This is a genomic window from Janthinobacterium sp. SUN073 (assembly GCF_030397665.1).
Lineage (GTDB): Bacteria > Pseudomonadota > Gammaproteobacteria > Burkholderiales > Burkholderiaceae_D > Janthinobacterium.
The window spans coordinates 59265-76309 of sequence record NZ_JAPUBT010000001.1 but is presented as its reverse complement, the minus strand read 5'-3'; the positions used below and the strand labels follow the sequence as shown (position 1 = coordinate 76309).

Here is a 17045-nt window from a genome sequence, read left to right as displayed (position 1 = left end):
TGTGTCCGAGATCAAACCGCCTGCTGCCATGCACAGGCGGTTTTTTTACGCCAGGTTGAGTTGCGCTGCATCGGCCTCTCCCCGTAACGGACACGCCGCCGCCTCCGGCTCCAGCCGTCGCGCCAATTCGCCGCGCAACTGCGTCAATCCCGCGATGCGCGCATCGATTTCACCCAGCTTGCGCGCCAGCGCCGCACGCAGCAGTTCCGCCGTGGCGGGATCGCCGGCGGCCGCCAGCAGCGGCATGTCCGCTTCGATTTCGGCCAGCGTAAAGCCCAGCTGCTGCGCCGTGCGCAGGTAGCGCAGCCAGTCGGCCGCCTCGGGCGGGTAGTCGCGGTAGCCATTCGCGCCGCGCCGCGCGCGCAGCAAGCCCCGCTTTTCATAAAAGCGCAGGGTATCGCGGCTCAAGCCCGTCGCCTGCGCCATCTCGCCGATCTGCATGGGTTGTCTTTCATAAAATGCTTGACCATGGAGTGTACTCCAGCCTTGATCATGGACACTTTCCATCGACAGGAGTTGCCATGTTGTCCGTTTCCGCTTTCCGCCGCCTGGTGCGCGCCAGCGCCATTTATGATGTGCTCATGACGGCCCCGTTTACCACGCCGTGGACGTTTTTGCTCCTGCGCGAGCACTTGAGCGCCCTCAACGTGGGTCTGGGCGGCGTGCCGCTGCCCGTTTTCGGACCGTTTCATCTGCTCATCAGCAGCTTGTTTGGCAGCGTGGTGATGGTCTGGTCGGTGCTGCGCATGCTGAACCCGCAGCCGCGCTTCGGCCGCTATGACGCGGCGGCGCGCTACCTGTTTTCCACCTGGATGGCGTGGGCGCTGCTGGTCACGGGCCAGCCCGTGCTTTGGCTGTTCATCGTGCCGGAACTTGCCTGGGGCCTGGCGCAAAGCCTGACATTGCACTCCGGCGTAGGCGCGCGGGAAGGGGCGCCGCACGAATCGCTGTTGAGATGACGATAACGAAATGCAATAATGGCCGTGCTCGCAGTGCAGCAATGACTGCAATGAACGACTATTTAGGGAATAACTATGCAGCAGGATGCCGCAGGAAAAAACATGGCGTTGCTCGATCCGGTGGTGGCGCCGCGCATCGCGGTGACGCGCCTGGTGACGGGCCTGCTGCAAGGCTTGTTGCTGTACTGGCTGTACAGCACGGCGCAAGACAAGGTGTGGCCCGCCACGGAAGCCTACCTGCTGGGCCCATTGATGCTGATCAGCCTGCTGTTGCCCATTTTGCTGGTCTCCAGCCTGGGCCATATGCCGGCGAAGCGCATCGGCCTGTGGATGGCGGGTGCTGCCGCCGTGCTGGCCGTGCTGGCCTGGCATGACGTGGCGCGCGGCGCGGAACACGTGATCTGGGGCAATTACAAGCCGGGCGCGCCGCTGCGCGTCATTTCCGCCCAGCTGTTCGGTTTTTGCGTGGTCGGTTTCTATATCGCCCACGCGCTGGTGCTGGCCAGCGCCCAGGATGGCCAGCGCATCGCCCGCTATCCCACGTATTTTGAAATCGCCTGGAAGCTGGGCATCCAGCTGCTGTTTTCCCTGCTGTTCGTGCTGGGCCTGTGGCTGGTGCTGTGGCTGGGCGGGCAGTTGTTCCTGCTGATCAAGCTCAGTTTCCTGAAAAAGTTGCTGGGCCAGGCCTGGTTCGTGATTCCCGTCATCTGCTTTGCATTCTCGTTCGCCATCCATATCACCGACGTGCGCCCATCCATCGTGCGCGGCATCCGCACCTTGCTGCTGGTGCTGTTGTCGTGGCTGATGCCGATCGCCGCCGTGCTCGTCTCCGGTTTCCTGCTGACCCTGCCATTCATCGGCTTCGAGCGCCTGTGGGCCACGCGCCATGCGGCATCCGTGCTGCTGGGCATGGCCGGCGTGCTGGTGGTGCTGATCAATGCCGCCTTCCAGAATGGCGAAGTGGGCCATGGCGTGGCGCGCGGCATCCGCCTGGGCACGCGCCTGGCCTGTCTGCTGCTGCCGTGGGTGGTGGGCATCGCCATCTATGCACTGACCCTGCGCGTGATGTCGCATGGCTGGACGGCCGACCGCCTGATCGCCGCCGCCTGCCTGCTGGTTGCCACCTGCTACGCCGCCGGCTACGCCTGGGCGGCCAGCAAGTATGGCGACTGGCTGCACCTGATCGCCAATGTCAACGTGGCCACCGCCTTTGTCACCCTGCTGGTGCTGTTCGCGCTGTTCTCGCCGCTGGCGGACCCGGCGCGCATCTCCGTGGCCAGCCAGATGGCGCGCCTGGACAGCGGTAAAGTGAGCGTGGACAAGTTCGATTTCGAATACCTGCGCTTCCAGGGCGCGCGCTATGGCCAGGCGGCCCTGCAGGAATTGACGAAACGCACGACGGGGCCGGATGCGGCCATCGTGCGGGCCCGCGCCGAGGCCATGCTCAAGCGCCAGAACCGCCTCGACGAGACGGGCGCGCTGAGCGACGTGTCGATCAACCTGACCCTGCGCCCGGCCACGGCGAAATTGCCGGACAGTTTCCTGCGCCAGGACTGGACACAAGTGAGCCCGGCCTGGCGCCTGCCCGCCTGCTTGAAGCGGGCAGGGCCACAGTGCGACGCCTACCTGCTCGATTTTGACGGCGATGGCAAAGAGGACGTGCTGCTGATCAGCAATGACCCGCGCGCCTCGTCGGTGTTGCTGGCGGAAAAGGAAGACGGCAGCTGGACTGCGCGCGGGCAAATCCCCATGGACGCCCTGCGCTGCAAGCCGCTGCGCGAGAAATTGCAGGCGGGCGAGTTCCAGCTGGTGCCGCCGAAAGTGCGCGAGCTGGAAGTCGATGGCCAGCGCGTGCCGATGACTTTATATACGCCAGAGGACGAGGTCAGCTGCCCGGATGAGACGGCGCCAGGCCAGTAAATGGCAGGGAGAAGACTTGGCGCGGCTGATAAACCCTCTTGCTTGCCATGAAGGCAGTAACTTTGCGCGTTCAGTTATTTCGACCGTCCGCTGGCAGCCAGAAGCACACGGTCGTGTAAACATGCGAGATGCAGCGCATTAAAGTCATTCATCAGCTGAGTAGGATTAGCAATGCAAGAGGAATCAAAAGAAGAACTTCGCCGGATCTTGCAGGGAGTCTTTGGCAGCCAAAATCTCCATAGTGAGCTTCCATCAAAGGAGTTTTACGCGAGACTAAGCGTTGTGGGGCGTCCTGACGTATGGTTACTGATCTACGGCGACTACATGGATTTCTCTTATACGGAAAATTCTTCACCGGTCTCACTCATCACCGACGTTTTTGCAGTACTTCAGCCTGCACAGATCATCGATTGGTCGCCCGGCCGGCTGGCATGTGTTCAGTACAAGTCAGCTGACCCTGACATGCTATTTCAAGCGATCGATGCATTACTAAAGAAACTTTATGGACTTACCGACTACAAACTCGCTGGCTCCCTAGAAACGTTTGGATGCGCGTAAGTTTGTGGGGAAGATCCATTATTTGGTGGTAACAATCGGCCAGGAGCGGCCATTGCGAACCACACCCAAGAAAGGATTCAGATGGCTGCTGACGTAGCTTTCGTCGAAGGACCACTCAAGTTCCAGCTTTGGTTTTCAGAAGTAGACCCGATAGATCCTGGCGTCCAGGTCCGGCTTGAAGTTGAGTATTCAAGCGGTAGCCAGAGTTTCAACTGGACTGCCGAGCACCTTTGGTTTGAGTATGACGCCCTCGTTCAATTCGAAAGTGAACTCCGTGACGGCGGCGGTGCGGGACTGCATGATATGAGCGAGTACCCAATACTTCACTTCGAACGGCATTCATCTCAGGAGTATCTAACGATCAATCCTCGTTCGGAAAGGCAGTCACAAGATGGCGACAGCATCGCAATTCGTCTGAAGATCAATGCCGGGTCAATGCTTGCGCTGCATTCTGCGCTCAACAAGTTCGGCAAATGGTGGTGACGCGATTACGTCTGCTTTGGGGCAGAACCTGGCAACGACGGGAATCGGCCAAAAGCAGCTGCTCAAGGTAACACTTAAATTTAGTCTTTTTCACACAAGGAACAACGGATGAACGAGGTTTGGATATTTTCCGGCTCCGGAGGGAAATTCGCATCAGGAGTCTTCTCAGATAAAGACCAGGCCATTCTGTGGATAGAATCAAAAAAATTGACAGGCGTTTTAACAAAATATCCAGTGAACTTTGGGATGTACGACTGGGCAATTAAGAATGACTTCTTTACACCGATGAAGGAGCACGAATTTACTCCGGAATTTGAACAGAGATTTACATGCGCTAGCCAAGAGCACTACCATTTTGAAGATGGAATTCGTGGCTAGAAATGTTAGTGCTCATCGTGAACAAAAAAACATGCATATGGCACTTTTTTGGTCCCAACCTTTGCCGAAACTGGATGCGGAAAACTTGGGGTAGTAAATGCCCCCGGAAAATGTGCGGGTGAATTTCAGATTCAGCTAACCGAACTTCCGCTTAGGGGCGGAACCTGCCACTGAACCATAGGTAATGTAATGTCCATCGCAAGCAAAGGAAGCCGTCGAATTATTGTCGATTTTATATCATATCGATGGTCAGTCAGGCGGCGACCAACATACATACAGGCCCAGGCGAGGACTGGTTTGTCTTTTTCCGTTGAATCTGAAAGCGATGGCCGAACCACGCTCCTGGTGAAAACAGATATTGCACGGCCGGATAATTGGCTGGGTTTTGACGCGCGTGCCATTACTCCCTCAGTCGTGGAGCACGCTATTCGGCAAGCATTGACGCAAGGATGGTATCCCACCCAATGCGGAAGCGCTTTTGAACTTACAATTAGACTCGCCTGAACCCAATTTGCAATCCACCAAGAAACTGCAATGAGCTGTGCAGTGTGACGATGGTGGACGGTGAAGTCCGCAATAATCGTGGTAGTCGCCCGTTTCGGGGCCGCTCAAGTTGTTGGCCGGAGGCAATCGGCCAGAAGCTTTCATGACAGACTGTATTGCGTCAATCCGTTGTCGAGCCAAGCTGCTTGCCGGCAGCCTTCATTGCGTGTTCAACAAAGCTGATCCTGAACGACAGCAGCAAGGCAGCAGCGGCGAATCCTGCGGCGAGCCAGAGGTTGGAGCAGAGGCCCAGCCCGTCGACGGCCTGTCCACCGGCCCATGCCCCGAGCGCAATGGCAACATTGAATACGCCCACATACAGCGCGGCGACTATCTCCACGGCCCGGGGCGCCGCCTTCATCATCAAGGTCATCAGGCCGACCGATACACCACCGTAGGCTAGTCCCCAGGCCAGCAACACCACGCCGCCGCCGATGCTGGAGTCGCCGACCGCCAGGAAGAGTAGCGGCGTGAGCAGCAAGCCACTCGAGATAGCGATGATGGTGGGCGCCGTGCGCCGCACCGCAACGGCACCGGCCAGGAAGTTTCCAATGATGCCTGCGAAGCCATAGAAAAACAGCAGTGCGCCCAGCCATTGCGCATCAAACCCCGACACTGACAGCAACAACGGACGCACAAAGGTGAAGGCCACGAAATGGCTCGTCACCAGCAACAGGGTCAGAAGCAGCCCCGCTTGCAATTGCCGGTTGCGCAATTGCTTGCCGAATTGGCGCAAGGTCGCCGAACCGGCAGCGGGCAGGGCAGGAATGACAGCCAGATGCAGCGCCAGTACCAGGCCGCTAAACAGCGCCATGGCGCCAAAGGCCCAGCGCCATCCTGCAAAGTCGCCGATTTGTGCGCCAAGCGGTACGCCCAGCACAGAAGCGATCGCTACTCCGCCGAAGATAATCGACGTTGCCAGACCGATTGAGGGAGCAGGAACAAGGCGGGAAGCCAGGCCACCGGCAATGGCCCAGATTCCGCCCATGCAAAAACCGACGAGTACACGTGCAGCCAGCATCCACGCCATGTTTTGTGCCAATGCCGAGGCAATGTTCGCGATCACTAACAGACTCAGCAAACCACAGAGAATTTTGCGCCGGTCCAGGCTTCCCGATGCGATCACCAGCAGCGGAGCGAACAAGGCCGCCAGTATTGCTGGCAGCGAGATCATCAGGCCGGCGGTTCCGGTGGAGGTGTCCAGCGTGTCAGCAATCGGCGTCAACAGGCCGACCGGGAGCATTTCCGTCGTCACGACCGAGAAGGTGGCCATGCCTATGGCGGTGACCGCCAGCCACGGGTGACGGACAGCGGTTTCTGTTGCGGCGCAGGGAGACGTACTCATGGGTCATATCCTTCATTCGATCATGCGATAAATGGTTTGTGCTGGCATGCCCAGCTTGCAATGGAGACACGTCACAGTGATAATACATACATCACGTATGAATAAGTATATATTCATACGCACTGTATGTAAACAATCATGCGCTACGTATGTAAGGAGAAAGCAATGGTTCGCCGCACCCGTGCCGAAATGGAAGAAACCCGTGCATCGTTGCTGGCCACTGCTCGCAAAGTGTTCAGCGAGCGCGGTTATGCCGACACATCAATGGATGACCTCACCGCGCAGGCAGGGCTGACGCGTGGTGCGCTGTATCACCACTTTGGCGACAAGCAGGGCTTGCTGCTCGCGGTGGTGGAACAGATCGACGCGGAAATGGATGACCGCCTGCGAACCATCTCCGAAAGCGCCGACGATCTGTGGGACGGTTTTCGCAGTCGCTGCCGTGCCTATCTGGAGATGGCCCTGGAGCCGGAAATTCAGCGCATCGTCTTGCGCGATGCCAGGGCGGTCCTGGGTGGTGCCTCACCAGACTCGCAGCGCCATTGCGTCGCGTCGATGCAGGGCATTATCCAGGAGCTGATTCAGCAAGGCATCGTGGCTGACGCCAGCCCACGGGCACTGGCTTCGCTGATTTACGGCAGTCTGGCAGAAGCGGCGTTCTGGATCGCAGACGGTGACGAAGGCACGGCGCGATTGATCGAGGGAGTTGCTGCCTTGGAATTGCTACTACGCGGGCTGTTGCTTAACAGGTCTTCGTGAAACGTTACAAGGTCATCGCGCCAAGCTTGCATGCATGCCATCGATCACGTGCCCGTCACTTTTATTGATATATTAGATAGAGGAACGTTTTTTTCGCCAGCGTGTCAATTTTGTGTGCCTCACCCGTCACAGGGGTGACGCACCGGTTGCCCATTCCACCGAACCCAGGGAAGCGCCATGAACAAACAGATCATCCTCAACCTGCCCGTGAAGGACCTGGATACATCCAAGGCCTTCTTTTCCGCTCTCGGCTTTTCCTTCAATCACCGCTTCAGCGGCGAGAGCGCGGCGTTCATGAACATCGTCGACGACACCATTCAGGCCATGCTGACGACGGAACCGTTCTTCCAGTCCCTGATCGACAAGCCGGTGGCGAATGCCAGGCAAGCCAATGAAGTCGTCATTTGCCTCAGTTGCGAAAGCCGGGAAGAGGTGGACAGCCTGATCGCCAAGGCAGCTGCCGCTGGTGGCCGCATACCGCATCCGCCCGAGGACCATGGCTTCATGTATGACCAAGGCTTCGAGGATATCGATGGACATCTGTGGAACCTGGTATGGACGGCGCCGGAAGCCTGACGCGCCGGGCAAGTGAAACTGGCCGTATCAGTTCTTCGTGCGCACCTGGCGCACGTGGTTTTCCAGTTCGCTGAACGAGGGGCGTTCCGTGGCGGAAATGACCTTGCGGCCGAATTCCACGGCCAGCGCTGGCGCATAGCCGTTCAGGCTGGCCAGCAGGGTCACCTTTACGCACTGGTACATCTTTGCCGTTTCATGGTGCTTGCGGCGCAGCAAGCTGGCCAGCGGGGCGATGAAGCCGTAGGCCAGCAAGATGCCGATGAAGGTGCCCACCAGCGCCTGCGCGATCAGCACGCCCAGCTCGGCCGGCGGCAAGCCGACGGACGCCATGGTATGCACCACGCCCATCACGGCGGCCACGATGCCGAAGGCGGGCATGGCGTCGGCCAGCTGCGAAATCGTCTGGATCGGCATTTCCGCATCTTCATGGTGCGTCTCGATCTCGTTATCCATCAGGTTTTCGATCTGGTAAGCGTCCATATTGCCCGACACCATCAGGCGCAAATAATCGGTGATGAATTCCAGGATGTGCTCGTCGCCGAGCGTGTACGGATATTTCACGAAGATGGCGCTGCGGTAGGGATCGTCGATATCATCCTCGACCGACATCAAGCCTTCCTTGCGGATCTTGCTGAGGATTTCATACATCAGTCCCATCAGTTCCATATAGCGCGCTTTCGTGTACTGCGAACCGTGGAACAGGGTGGGCAGGGCGGCGAACGTGGCGCGGATGGCCTTGGCGTCGTTGCCGACAAAGAAGGTGCCCAGCGCGGCGCCGCCGATCATCAGCAGTTCCAGCGGCTGGAACAGGGCCGCCAGGTGGCCGCCCTGCATGGCGAAGCCGCCGAAGACGGAAAACAGCACGACGAGAAATCCGAGGATGACTAGCAAAACTTACTCCTTCATAATATTGCCATATCGCAATATTGTAGTTTAACCTGATTCCGCCGCCGTGGCCGCTTCCGGCTGCAACTGCTGGCCGAGAAAATTGATAAAAGCGCGCACTTTGGCGGGCAACTGGTGGCGGCTCGGGTAGCAGGCGTACAGGTTGGCAGGCGCCCGTGACATATCGCGGCGGGCCTGGGAGGCAATGAGTCGTCCCCGGACCTGGTCGGCATCGGCTTCGAGGGCAAAGCGAACCTGTCTGCGGAGATGTGCGCCTTGAGCGGGCAGTAACCGCTATTCGCTGCGCTGCCAGAAGCGCAGCCGGTTGCCGAACGGGTCCGCCACTTCCAGGATGCGGCCCCAGTCCTCGTCGCGGATGCCGGGCCGCGCATACGGGTAATCCCTGGCCTGCAGCTCCGCGTGCAGGGCGGCGACGTCGTCGACGGGGATCAGCAGCGCCGCACCGGGCGTGGCGTCGCCGTAATGTTCGGACAGGTGCAGCACCAGCTCGCCCCGCGTCACCTGCAGGTACAGCGGCGCGGTGGGCACGAAGCGGTGTTCCCAGTCCAGGGTAAAACCGAGGAAATCGAGGTAGAACTCACGCGCTTTTTCTTCGGAAAAGCTGCGCAGGATGGGAATGGGAGCATGCATGGCGGCGCTTTCAATATGGTGGCGATCCCGCCATTCTAGCCTCAGGCCGGCGCTTGCCGTTTGATCCGCGCGGCGGAACTGATCTTCTCCCAGCGGAACAGCCACATGATGATCAGCTTGGTCGTGGCGCTGACGCAGGCCAGCAGCAGCAGGGGCCAGCCGGTTTTCAGCCCCATGACGCAGGCAAAGAAGATGGTGCTGATATCCATCGCCAGGATGAACTGGCTCATTTTCAGCGACACGGCGCCCGTCTTGCCCGAGCGCCAGATCAATCGGATCTGGTGCGCATAGCCCTGCGCCAGCAGCACGGTGACGGCGACGATCAGGCTTTGCGAGATTACGCGTTTCTCGTCGGTGAAGGTGGGGCCGAACGCCAGCCCCGCCACCCCCGCGCACAGCAGCAGCGCGCAGGCCAGCAGCGCATTGCGTGATGCCAGGCTGCGGCGGTCACGGTCGATTTCATACAGGATGGCCAGCGCGATCAGCGAAGCGATCAAGCGGGGCCAGACGATGTAATGGTTGAACGGCGTGATCGAATAGCCGTAGACGAAGAACGCGCAATACGCAAGGAAGCTGACGCTGAACTGGTTGAGCGACAGGATGTCCGTCGTCTGGCCGGCGCCGACCCTGGCGTCGTGCTTGCGCTGCCAGATCTTTTGCAGTTGTGACCACAGGCCGTACAAGCTGACGACGATGAAGAGGGAGTTGAGGCTGCCCGCGAGGGCGTAGAGCGTTTGATGCTGCAAAGTGTCACCTGAATGTTGTTGTGCTTGTTATAGTTGTTGCTCTGCTGCGATGGATGCGGCCTGATTGGCCGGCCCTGCGCCAACAAGGATGCGTGCCTCGGCGGCGGCAATCTTGATGCTCAGGTCACTCATGAAAATCAACGCGAGATCCGTGCAGCCTTGGCTCGCCTCATGCGATGCGACGCCGTCCATGTCATCGCGCATGGCATTCCACATGAAGCCGATGGAGGACAGGCATTTCTCCCCGTCAACATGCTCATCTTCGCCGGATTCCCGGATTTTCAGCACCTGCACGCCTGCGCACACCAGTGTCAGCGCCGGGGGCATGGATGGCCTGACCCAGTCGCCGGCACTGCGTACCCAATGCAGTTGCAGCTGCCGTGCAGCGATGCGGTAGTCGATCTGCGTGAATTCGTAATCGTTGTGCAGGTCAAGTTCTTGCCCTTCAAGCAAGATTTTAGTTAAACCTTTGACGATGGAAAAACCATGGAGTTGCATACGCAGGCAGAATTGATTGCAAAAGAAATCATTATGCCATCCAAATAACATCGTGGCCTGTCCCAAGATAGGCAGGCACGCCCGAAATACTGGCACATCGTCACTTGCCCCTATAATTGAGGCATGACTTTCTTATCACTGCGTGCCCGCTCCGTGCTGGCCACCCTCGGCAAAATGGCCGTTTCCCTGATTCTTCTGTTGACTGCACTGTGGGGCGCGCTGGCGCTGTGGTACCAGCTGTCCGGCGGCACGGCCGCGCAAGCCATCGGCGCGCTGCTGTGGGGCGCGCTGGGCGTGGCCAGCGTCGTGCTGTGGTGGACGCGCGGCGATGTGCGCGTGCTGCTGCCGTATGCGGCCGGTTTTATCCTGCTGCTCCTGTGGTGGAGTCTGATTACGCCGAAACAGCAGCGCGTGTGGGCCGACGACGTGGCGCGCAATGTCACGGGCACGGTGACGGGCAATCGCGTCACGCTGGACAATGTGCGCAATTTCGACTGGCGCAGCGACGATGACTACACGGTCAAGTGGGAGCAGCGCAGCTACGACCTCGACGAGCTGCGCACGGTGGACACGGCGCTGTCGTACTGGACGGGCCCTTACATCGCGCATACCTTGATTTCCTTCGGTTTTGCCGACGGGCGCTTTTTGACGTTTTCCATCGAGATCCGCAAGGAAAAGGGCGAGAGCTTTTCCGCCATCGGCGGCTTCTTCAAGCATTTCGAGATGAGCCTGATCGCCGCCGACGAGCGCGACATCCTGCGCGTGCGCACGAATGCGCGCGGCGAGGACATGCATCTGTACCGCGTGATGATGCCGAAAGCGGCCATGCGCTCGCTGTTCCTGGCCTACCTGGACGAAGCGCAGGCGCTGAAGGCCAAGCCGCAGTTCTACAACACCCTGACGGCCAACTGCACCACCATCGTCTTCGAGATGGTGCGCCGCATCGTGCCGGGCCTGCCGTTCGACTACCGGCTGATGGCCTCGGGCTACCTGGACCGCTATCTGTTCGACGTCAAGGGCCTGGTGCCCGGCCAGAGCTTCCAGCAGCTGCGTACAGGGGGCCACGTCACGGCGCGCGCGCGGGCGGCGAATGACGACGCGGACTTTTCGCATGCGATCCGCCGCGGCATGCCGGGCTACGATGAAACGGGCCATCCGACGCTGCAAATGCCACGCCAGTAGCGGTCTGCCTTATACTGTCGCAATTCCGACCGGCCGCCTTTCGCGGCCGGTCTCACTTTACGAATAAAGAAGGCCCGCTATGCCATTTTCCTCACTGGGTCTGATTCCCGCCCTGGTCCGTGCCGTCGACAAGGCCGGCTATGCCGCGCCGACGGCCATCCAGGCGGCCGCCATTCCCGCCATCTTGCGCGGCAGTGACGTGCTGGGCGCGGCGCAGACGGGTTCCGGCAAGACGGCCGCCTACGCGCTGCCGCTGCTGCAGGCGCTGATGGCGCCCGTTTCCGGCCCGCGCCAGGTGCGCGCGCTGATCCTCGTGCCCACGCGCGAGCTGGCGGCGCAGGTGGGACAGACGGTGCACGCGCTGGCCAAGCCGCTGCCGATCAAACTGAAGATTTCCGTGCTGTTCGGCGGCGTCTCGATCAATCCGCAGATGATGGACTTGCGCGGCGGCGCCGATATCGTCGTCGCCACGCCGGGCCGCTTGCTGGACCTGGTGCGGCAAAATGCCGTGAAACTGGGCGGCGTGTCGCTGTGCGTGCTGGATGAAGCGGACCGTTTGCTCGACATGGGTTTTAGCGAAGAAATCAACGCCATCCTGGCGCTGCTGCCGGGCAAGCGGCAAAACCTGTTCTTTTCCGCCACCTTCCCCGACAGCGTGCAGGCGCTGGCCGACAGCCTGCTCAAGGAGCCCGTGCGCATCGAAGTGGCGTCCGAACCGCAGGACAAGCCCGACATCGTGCAGCGCGCCATCACGGTCGACGTGCCGCGCCGCACGCAGCTGCTGCGCTACCTGATCCTGCAGCAGCAGTGGGATCGGGTGCTGGTGTTCGTCGCCACCAAGTACGCGGCCGAACACGTGGCCGACAAGCTGCAGCGCGCGGGCCTGCATGTGGGCGCCTTCCACGGCGAATTCAGCCAGGGCACGCGCAGTCAGCTGCTGGCCGACTTCAAGGCGGGGCGCTTGCAGGTGCTGGTCGCCACCGACGTGGCCGCGCGCGGCATCGACATCGCCGGCTTGCCGGCCGTCGTCAATTACGACTTGCCCCGTTCGGCCGTCGACTACACGCACCGCATCGGCCGCACGGGCCGCGCCGGCGAAAGCGGCACGGCCATCAGTTTCGTCACGGCCGATACGGAAGCGCATTTCCGCCTGATCGAAAACCGCAACGACTTGCGCATCGTGCGCGAAGTGGTGGCTGGTTTCGAACCGACGGAACTGCCCGCGCCCGTGCATCCCGTTACCGATACGGTGAACGGCGGCGTGAAGGGCGCGCGCAAAAGCAAAAAGGATAAATTGCGCGAAGCGGCTGCCAAAGCGGCGGGGGGCAATTAAATCGGCCTTATGTGCGCTGGCCGCTTGAACGGCCAGGTTTCCCGGATTAAGATTGTGTTTCTATAAGGCAAGGGGATGGGAATGCACATGACATTCATCACACGCGCGGGCGCACTGGCTTGCGCGCTGGCGCTGGCCGGTTGCGCCGGCATGGGCGGGAGCGGTGACAAGCCCGATGGCACGAACGGCATGCAGATGCCGGGCAAAGCGCCGGCCGATGCGGCCGTGGCGGCCACCTGGTACAACCCGCCCAGTGAATTTCCCGGCATTTGCCTGACCCAGTTCACGGATGGCAGCCTGCGTTTCGACGGCGGCTTCGCTTTCTTTAACCCGGGCCGCTGGGCGTATGATGCGGCCACGTCCGAACTGCGCCTGCAGCTGGCGCCGACGCCCTCGCTGGAGCTGTCCCACGCGCAAATCGTGCAGCACCAGAATCTGCTGCGCATCGAGGCGGACAAGAATACGCTGGTCTATGGCGTGAAAGCCGACACCAAGGCCATCGGCCTGGGCGGCTTTGTGTTTTACCGCGACACGCCTTGCCCGGCGCGGCGCGGATAAGTGCCGGATAAGTGCGGGATTAGTGTCATACGGGAATATTTAGTCGTATAATTTCAGCGCAAGCTGATTGCCGCGCAAGATGATGCCGCGCGGCAGATTCCCGCTCCAGGCAAGCTTCCATATCGCCGTGGCGATGAGAGGATGATCCGATGGATTTGCACGACGAGCATGGTATGCCGGGTACCGCGGTGCTGGCGGCTGACGCCGTACAGCAGCCTGCGGCGCAGCGGCGCACCTTGCTGCTGGTCGATGACGAGCCGAATATCCTCGCTTCCCTCAAGCGCCTGCTGCGGCGCGATGGCTACCATATCCTCACGGCCAACAGCGGCCAGGAAGGACTGGACGTGCTGGCCAGCAATGTGGTCGACGTGATCGTGTCGGACCAGCGCATGCCCGGCATGCTGGGCGCCGACTTCCTGCGCAAGGCCAAGCTGCTGTGTCCGCAAACCATCCGTATCATGTTGTCGGGCTATACCGAGTTGCAGGCCGTCACGGACGCCGTCAACGAGGGCGCCATCTTCAAGTTCCTCACCAAGCCCTGGGAAGACCATCAGCTGCGCGAGCATATCGCCGAAGCCTTTCGCCTGAAGGGCATCGACGACGACAATGTGCGCCTGAATGCGCAGTTGCGCGACGCCAACCAGGCGCTGGCGGCGGCCAATGCCGCCATGCAGGCGCTGGTGAGCCAGCAGCAGCACCAGATCAGCCGCGATGAAGTCAGCCTGGGCATCGCGCGCGAAGTGCTGCAATTTCTGCCGCTGCCCGTGATCGGGCTCGACGATGAAGGCATGATCGCCTTCATCAACGCGGCGGCAGCCAATCTGTTCGAGCGGGGCGCGGCCCTGCTGGGCAACGAGGCGGCGCTGGTCTTGCCGCAACTGTTCGACGGGCAGGACACGCCCCGCCTGGCCGCCATCGACGGCCAGCCGTATGTCGTGGCAATCCATCCGATGGGCTTGCATTCGCGCTCGCGCGGCAGCCTGGTCACCCTGAGTCGTCATGGAGTGGATACATGAGTGAAAGCGGACGCGAGATTTCCATGGAGCAGGCACAGGAAGGCATGGTGCTGGCGCAGGCGTTGAGTGACGCCAGCGGCGCCGTGCTGCTGGCCCGGGGCGCCACCCTGACGGCGGCCAGCCTGACAGCCTTGCGCAGGCGCAATGTGGAGCGCTGCCATGTTGTCATGGACGAGGCGCCGGACCCCGCCGCACAGGCGCATGCGGAGCAGGAACGCTTGCGCCGGCTGGAACGGCTGGCCGTACTGTTTCGCGCCACGCCGCCCGATTCCGCCGGGGCGGAACTGCTGGCGCTGCTGCAGCGCTACCGGCAAGGGGGCGCGGCATGACACGGCTCAGTTTTGAACATATCATCCGCCAGATACAGGAACTGCCTTCGCTGCCGGTGGTGGTGCTGGAGCTGCTGTCGAGCATGGACCAGGACGATACGGACGTGCATGTGCTGGCGCAAAAGATCGAGCTGGACCAGGCCCTGGCGGCAAAGACCTTGCGCATCGCCAACTCCTCGTTCTACGGCATGCAATCGAAGGTCACCAGCATTCCGCAAGCCGTTTCCGTGCTGGGCTTTCACAGCATCCGCACCGTCGTCACGGCCTGCGCCCTGACGGGCAGCTTCGCGCCGGTGGCCGGCGGCTTCGATTTCAAGGCGTTCTGGCGCCACTCGCTGGCCACGGCCATCGCCGCGCGCCTGCTGGCGCCGCACCTGCACGTCAATCCCGAGACGGCGTTCACGGCCGGCCTGCTGCACGACCTGGGCACCCTGGTGCTGGTGACGCGTTTCCCTGCCGAGCACGCGCTCGTGCGCAGCTACCGCCAGACGCATGACTGCCAGATGGCCGAGGCGGAACTGGCCGTCATCGGCATCGATCACGCGCAAGTGGGCAGCGCCCTGGCCGCCTACTGGAAGTTTCCCGAGGCGATACAGCAGGCGGTGGCCGACCACCACGCCATCGACCGCCTGGAGGCGGGCGGCTTGCCGCTGGTCGTGCACATGGCCAATGCCGTCGCCCTGGCGCTCGACCTGGCCGGCGTCGACGATGCGCTGGTGCCGGCCCTGTCCCCGATGGGCTGGCGCAGCGTCGCGCTGGACGAGCAGGCCTGGCTGGCGCTGCTGGGGCAAACTGAACACACCTTCGATGAAATGTCGCGGATCATGCTGGCATGAACAAGAAAGAGGCCATGGAAACAGACCCAGGAAAGGCACTGCCCGCCACGCCGGAACGCCGCCAGGGCGACACCATCGCGCTATCGGCGTTTTTCGACGGCCATCCCGTGGCCACCTTCGCCATCGATACGGAGCATGTGGTGACGCACTGGAACAGCGCCTGTGAACAGTTGCTGGGCTTTACAGCCGCCGAGATGGTCGGCACGCGCGACCACTGGAAGGCGTTTTATCCGCAGCCGCGCGCCTGTCTGGCCGACCTGCTGGTGGCCGACGATATCGCGCTCGGTGAAAATGACCTTTACCTTGGCAAGCTCAAGCGCTCCCCCGTGATTCCCGGCGCCTTCGAGGCCGAGGATTTCTTTGCCGATATCGGCCCCGACGGCCACTGGCTGCATTTTACGGCGGCACCCCTGCGCGACCGCCAGGGACGTCTGGTGGGCGCCATCGAAACCCTGCGCGATGTGAGCGAACGGCGCCTGGCCGAACTGGCGCTGCGCAAGGCGCACGACAACCTGGAACACCTGGTGGCCAAGCGCACGGCCCAGCTGGCCGAAATGAACGAGCGCCTGGCCGACGATATCCGCCAGCGCCAGATCGCCGATCTGGAATTGCGCGAGCGTAACCTGGCCCTGACGGAATTGAACAGCAAGCTGTCGCTGGCCCAGCAAAAGCTGCTGCAGTCGGAAAAGCTGGCCTCGATCGGCCAGCTGGCCGCCGGCGTGGCGCACGAGATCAACAATCCCATCGGCTATGTATTTTCGAATGTCGGCACGCTGGAAGGCTACCTGGACGACCTGTTCAGCATGCTCGACGCCTACGAGGAAGCCGAGCCGGCCGTCGCCGACGCCGTGGTGGCGGCGCGCCTGCGCGCGCTGCGCGAGCAGATCGACCTGGACTTCCTGCGCACCGATATACCGATGCTGATGGGCGAGTCGAAGGAAGGCATTTCGCGCGTGCGCCGCATCGTGCAGGACCTGAAGGATTTTTCGCGCACGGATGCGCACCAGGAGTGGGTCTGGGCCGACCTGCGCCAGGGCATCGATACCACGCTCAATATCGTGAATAACGAGGTCAAGTACAAGGCCGACGTGGTGCGCGAATATGGTGACATTCCCGATATCGAATGCCAGCCTTCCGAACTGAACCAGGTGATCATGAACCTGGTCGTCAACGCGGCCCACGCCATGGGCGAGGAGCACGGACGCATCACCTTGCGCACGGGCAGCGACAACGCCACGGAAGTGTGGATCGAGGTCGAGGATACGGGCGGCGGCATCGCACCCGAACACCTGTCGCGCATCTTCGATCCGTTCTTTACCACCAAGGCCGTCGGCAAGGGCACGGGGCTGGGCCTGTCGCTGGCCTACACCACGGTGCAGAAACACCACGGCCGCATCGACGTGCGCAGCATCATCGGCCGCGGCACCACCTTCCGCATCACCTTGCCCGTGCGCCAGGCGCAGGCCGTGGCACCATGACCGAACAGGACA

At 61.4% G+C, this 17045-nt stretch carries 21 protein-coding genes; 14 read left to right on the top strand and 7 right to left on the bottom strand.

What is annotated here, in order from left to right:
• Window positions 1-45: 45 nt before the first annotated feature.
• On the bottom strand, window positions 46-441 hold the full coding sequence (locus tag O0882_RS00415; protein ID WP_289944399.1) for a MerR family transcriptional regulator: 396 nt from the start codon (window positions 439-441) through the stop codon (window positions 46-48).
• 80 nt (window positions 442-521) lie between these two features.
• Between O0882_RS00415 and O0882_RS00410 the strand changes: the two genes are divergently transcribed.
• From O0882_RS00410 to O0882_RS00390, 5 genes are all read left to right on the top strand, one after another.
• Window positions 522-959: a hypothetical protein gene (locus O0882_RS00410; protein ID WP_289944396.1), complete on the top strand. Its 438-nt coding sequence runs from the start codon at window positions 522-524 to the stop codon at window positions 957-959.
• A 102-nt stretch (window positions 960-1061) separates the two neighbouring features.
• Entirely contained in the window at window positions 1062-2879 is a 1818-nt protein-coding gene (locus O0882_RS00405) for a DUF4153 domain-containing protein (protein ID WP_289944394.1), read from the top strand.
• Between the two features lie 171 nt (window positions 2880-3050).
• Window positions 3051-3437, top strand: coding sequence for a hypothetical protein (locus tag O0882_RS00400; protein WP_289944391.1), 387 nt, complete (start codon window positions 3051-3053; stop codon window positions 3435-3437).
• 81 nt (window positions 3438-3518) lie between these two features.
• Complete coding sequence (locus O0882_RS00395) at window positions 3519-3920, top strand: hypothetical protein (RefSeq protein WP_289944389.1); 402 nt, start codon at window positions 3519-3521, stop codon at window positions 3918-3920.
• A 108-nt stretch (window positions 3921-4028) separates the two neighbouring features.
• Window positions 4029-4298, top strand: a complete 270-nt coding sequence (locus O0882_RS00390) for a hypothetical protein (RefSeq protein WP_289944388.1) — start codon at window positions 4029-4031, stop codon at window positions 4296-4298.
• Between the two features lie 664 nt (window positions 4299-4962).
• Here O0882_RS00390 and O0882_RS00385 read toward each other — a convergent pair.
• Entirely contained in the window at window positions 4963-6186 is a 1224-nt protein-coding gene (locus tag O0882_RS00385) for an MFS transporter (RefSeq protein ID WP_289944384.1), read from the bottom strand.
• A 165-nt stretch (window positions 6187-6351) separates the two neighbouring features.
• On the opposite strand from O0882_RS00385, the gene O0882_RS00380 reads away from it, so the two are divergent.
• Window positions 6352-6945, top strand: a complete 594-nt coding sequence (locus tag O0882_RS00380; protein ID WP_289944381.1) for a TetR/AcrR family transcriptional regulator — start codon at window positions 6352-6354, stop codon at window positions 6943-6945.
• Between the two features lie 177 nt (window positions 6946-7122).
• Window positions 7123-7521, top strand: coding sequence for a VOC family protein (locus O0882_RS00375; RefSeq protein WP_289944379.1), 399 nt, complete (start codon window positions 7123-7125; stop codon window positions 7519-7521).
• A gap of 27 nt (window positions 7522-7548) precedes the next feature.
• Here the strand turns inward: O0882_RS00375 and motA are convergent, their stop codons facing one another.
• The 5 genes from motA to O0882_RS00350 form a co-directional block, all read right to left on the bottom strand.
• A complete protein-coding gene (gene motA, locus O0882_RS00370) occupies window positions 7549-8412 on the bottom strand; it encodes a flagellar motor stator protein MotA (protein ID WP_071076441.1) in 864 nt (287 codons plus the stop codon).
• 42 nt (window positions 8413-8454) lie between these two features.
• Window positions 8455-8589, bottom strand: a complete 135-nt coding sequence (locus O0882_RS00365; protein ID WP_289944376.1) for a hypothetical protein — start codon at window positions 8587-8589, stop codon at window positions 8455-8457.
• A 111-nt stretch (window positions 8590-8700) separates the two neighbouring features.
• Entirely contained in the window at window positions 8701-9057 is a 357-nt protein-coding gene (locus O0882_RS00360) for a glyoxalase superfamily protein (protein ID WP_289944374.1), read from the bottom strand.
• A 41-nt stretch (window positions 9058-9098) separates the two neighbouring features.
• Window positions 9099-9803: a hypothetical protein gene (locus tag O0882_RS00355; protein WP_289944372.1), complete on the bottom strand. Its 705-nt coding sequence runs from the start codon at window positions 9801-9803 to the stop codon at window positions 9099-9101.
• A gap of 27 nt (window positions 9804-9830) precedes the next feature.
• Window positions 9831-10352: a hypothetical protein gene (locus O0882_RS00350; protein WP_289944371.1), complete on the bottom strand. Its 522-nt coding sequence runs from the start codon at window positions 10350-10352 to the stop codon at window positions 9831-9833.
• Window positions 10353-10424: 72 nt separating this feature from the next.
• Here O0882_RS00350 and O0882_RS00345 point away from each other — a divergent pair, with 72 nt between their 5' ends.
• The 7 genes from O0882_RS00345 (at window position 10425) to O0882_RS00315 (ending at window position 17033) form a co-directional block, all read left to right on the top strand.
• A complete protein-coding gene (locus O0882_RS00345; RefSeq protein ID WP_289944369.1) occupies window positions 10425-11483 on the top strand; it encodes a DUF4105 domain-containing protein in 1059 nt (352 codons plus the stop codon).
• 79 nt (window positions 11484-11562) lie between these two features.
• Window positions 11563-12816, top strand: a complete 1254-nt coding sequence (locus tag O0882_RS00340; RefSeq protein WP_289944367.1) for a DEAD/DEAH box helicase — start codon at window positions 11563-11565, stop codon at window positions 12814-12816.
• An 87-nt stretch (window positions 12817-12903) separates the two neighbouring features.
• Window positions 12904-13374 carry a hypothetical protein gene (locus O0882_RS00335; protein WP_289944365.1) on the top strand — a complete coding sequence of 157 codons (471 nt, stop codon included), beginning with the start codon at window positions 12904-12906 and terminating at the stop codon, window positions 13372-13374.
• A gap of 173 nt (window positions 13375-13547) precedes the next feature.
• Window positions 13548-14390: a response regulator gene (locus O0882_RS00330; protein ID WP_289944363.1), complete on the top strand. Its 843-nt coding sequence runs from the start codon at window positions 13548-13550 to the stop codon at window positions 14388-14390.
• Window positions 14387-14719, top strand: coding sequence for a hypothetical protein (locus tag O0882_RS00325; protein ID WP_071076449.1), 333 nt, complete (start codon window positions 14387-14389; stop codon window positions 14717-14719). Before O0882_RS00330 ends, O0882_RS00325 begins: the two co-directional genes overlap by 4 nt.
• A complete protein-coding gene (locus tag O0882_RS00320) occupies window positions 14716-15555 on the top strand; it encodes an HDOD domain-containing protein (protein ID WP_289944359.1) in 840 nt (279 codons plus the stop codon). Before O0882_RS00325 ends, O0882_RS00320 begins: the two co-directional genes overlap by 4 nt.
• The gene (locus O0882_RS00315) at window positions 15552-17033 is read left to right on the top strand and encodes an ATP-binding protein (protein WP_289944358.1); all 1482 of its coding nucleotides are present in this window, start codon (window positions 15552-15554) and stop codon (window positions 17031-17033) included. Before O0882_RS00320 ends, O0882_RS00315 begins: the two co-directional genes overlap by 4 nt.
• The last annotated feature ends 12 nt before the right edge of the window (window positions 17034-17045 follow it).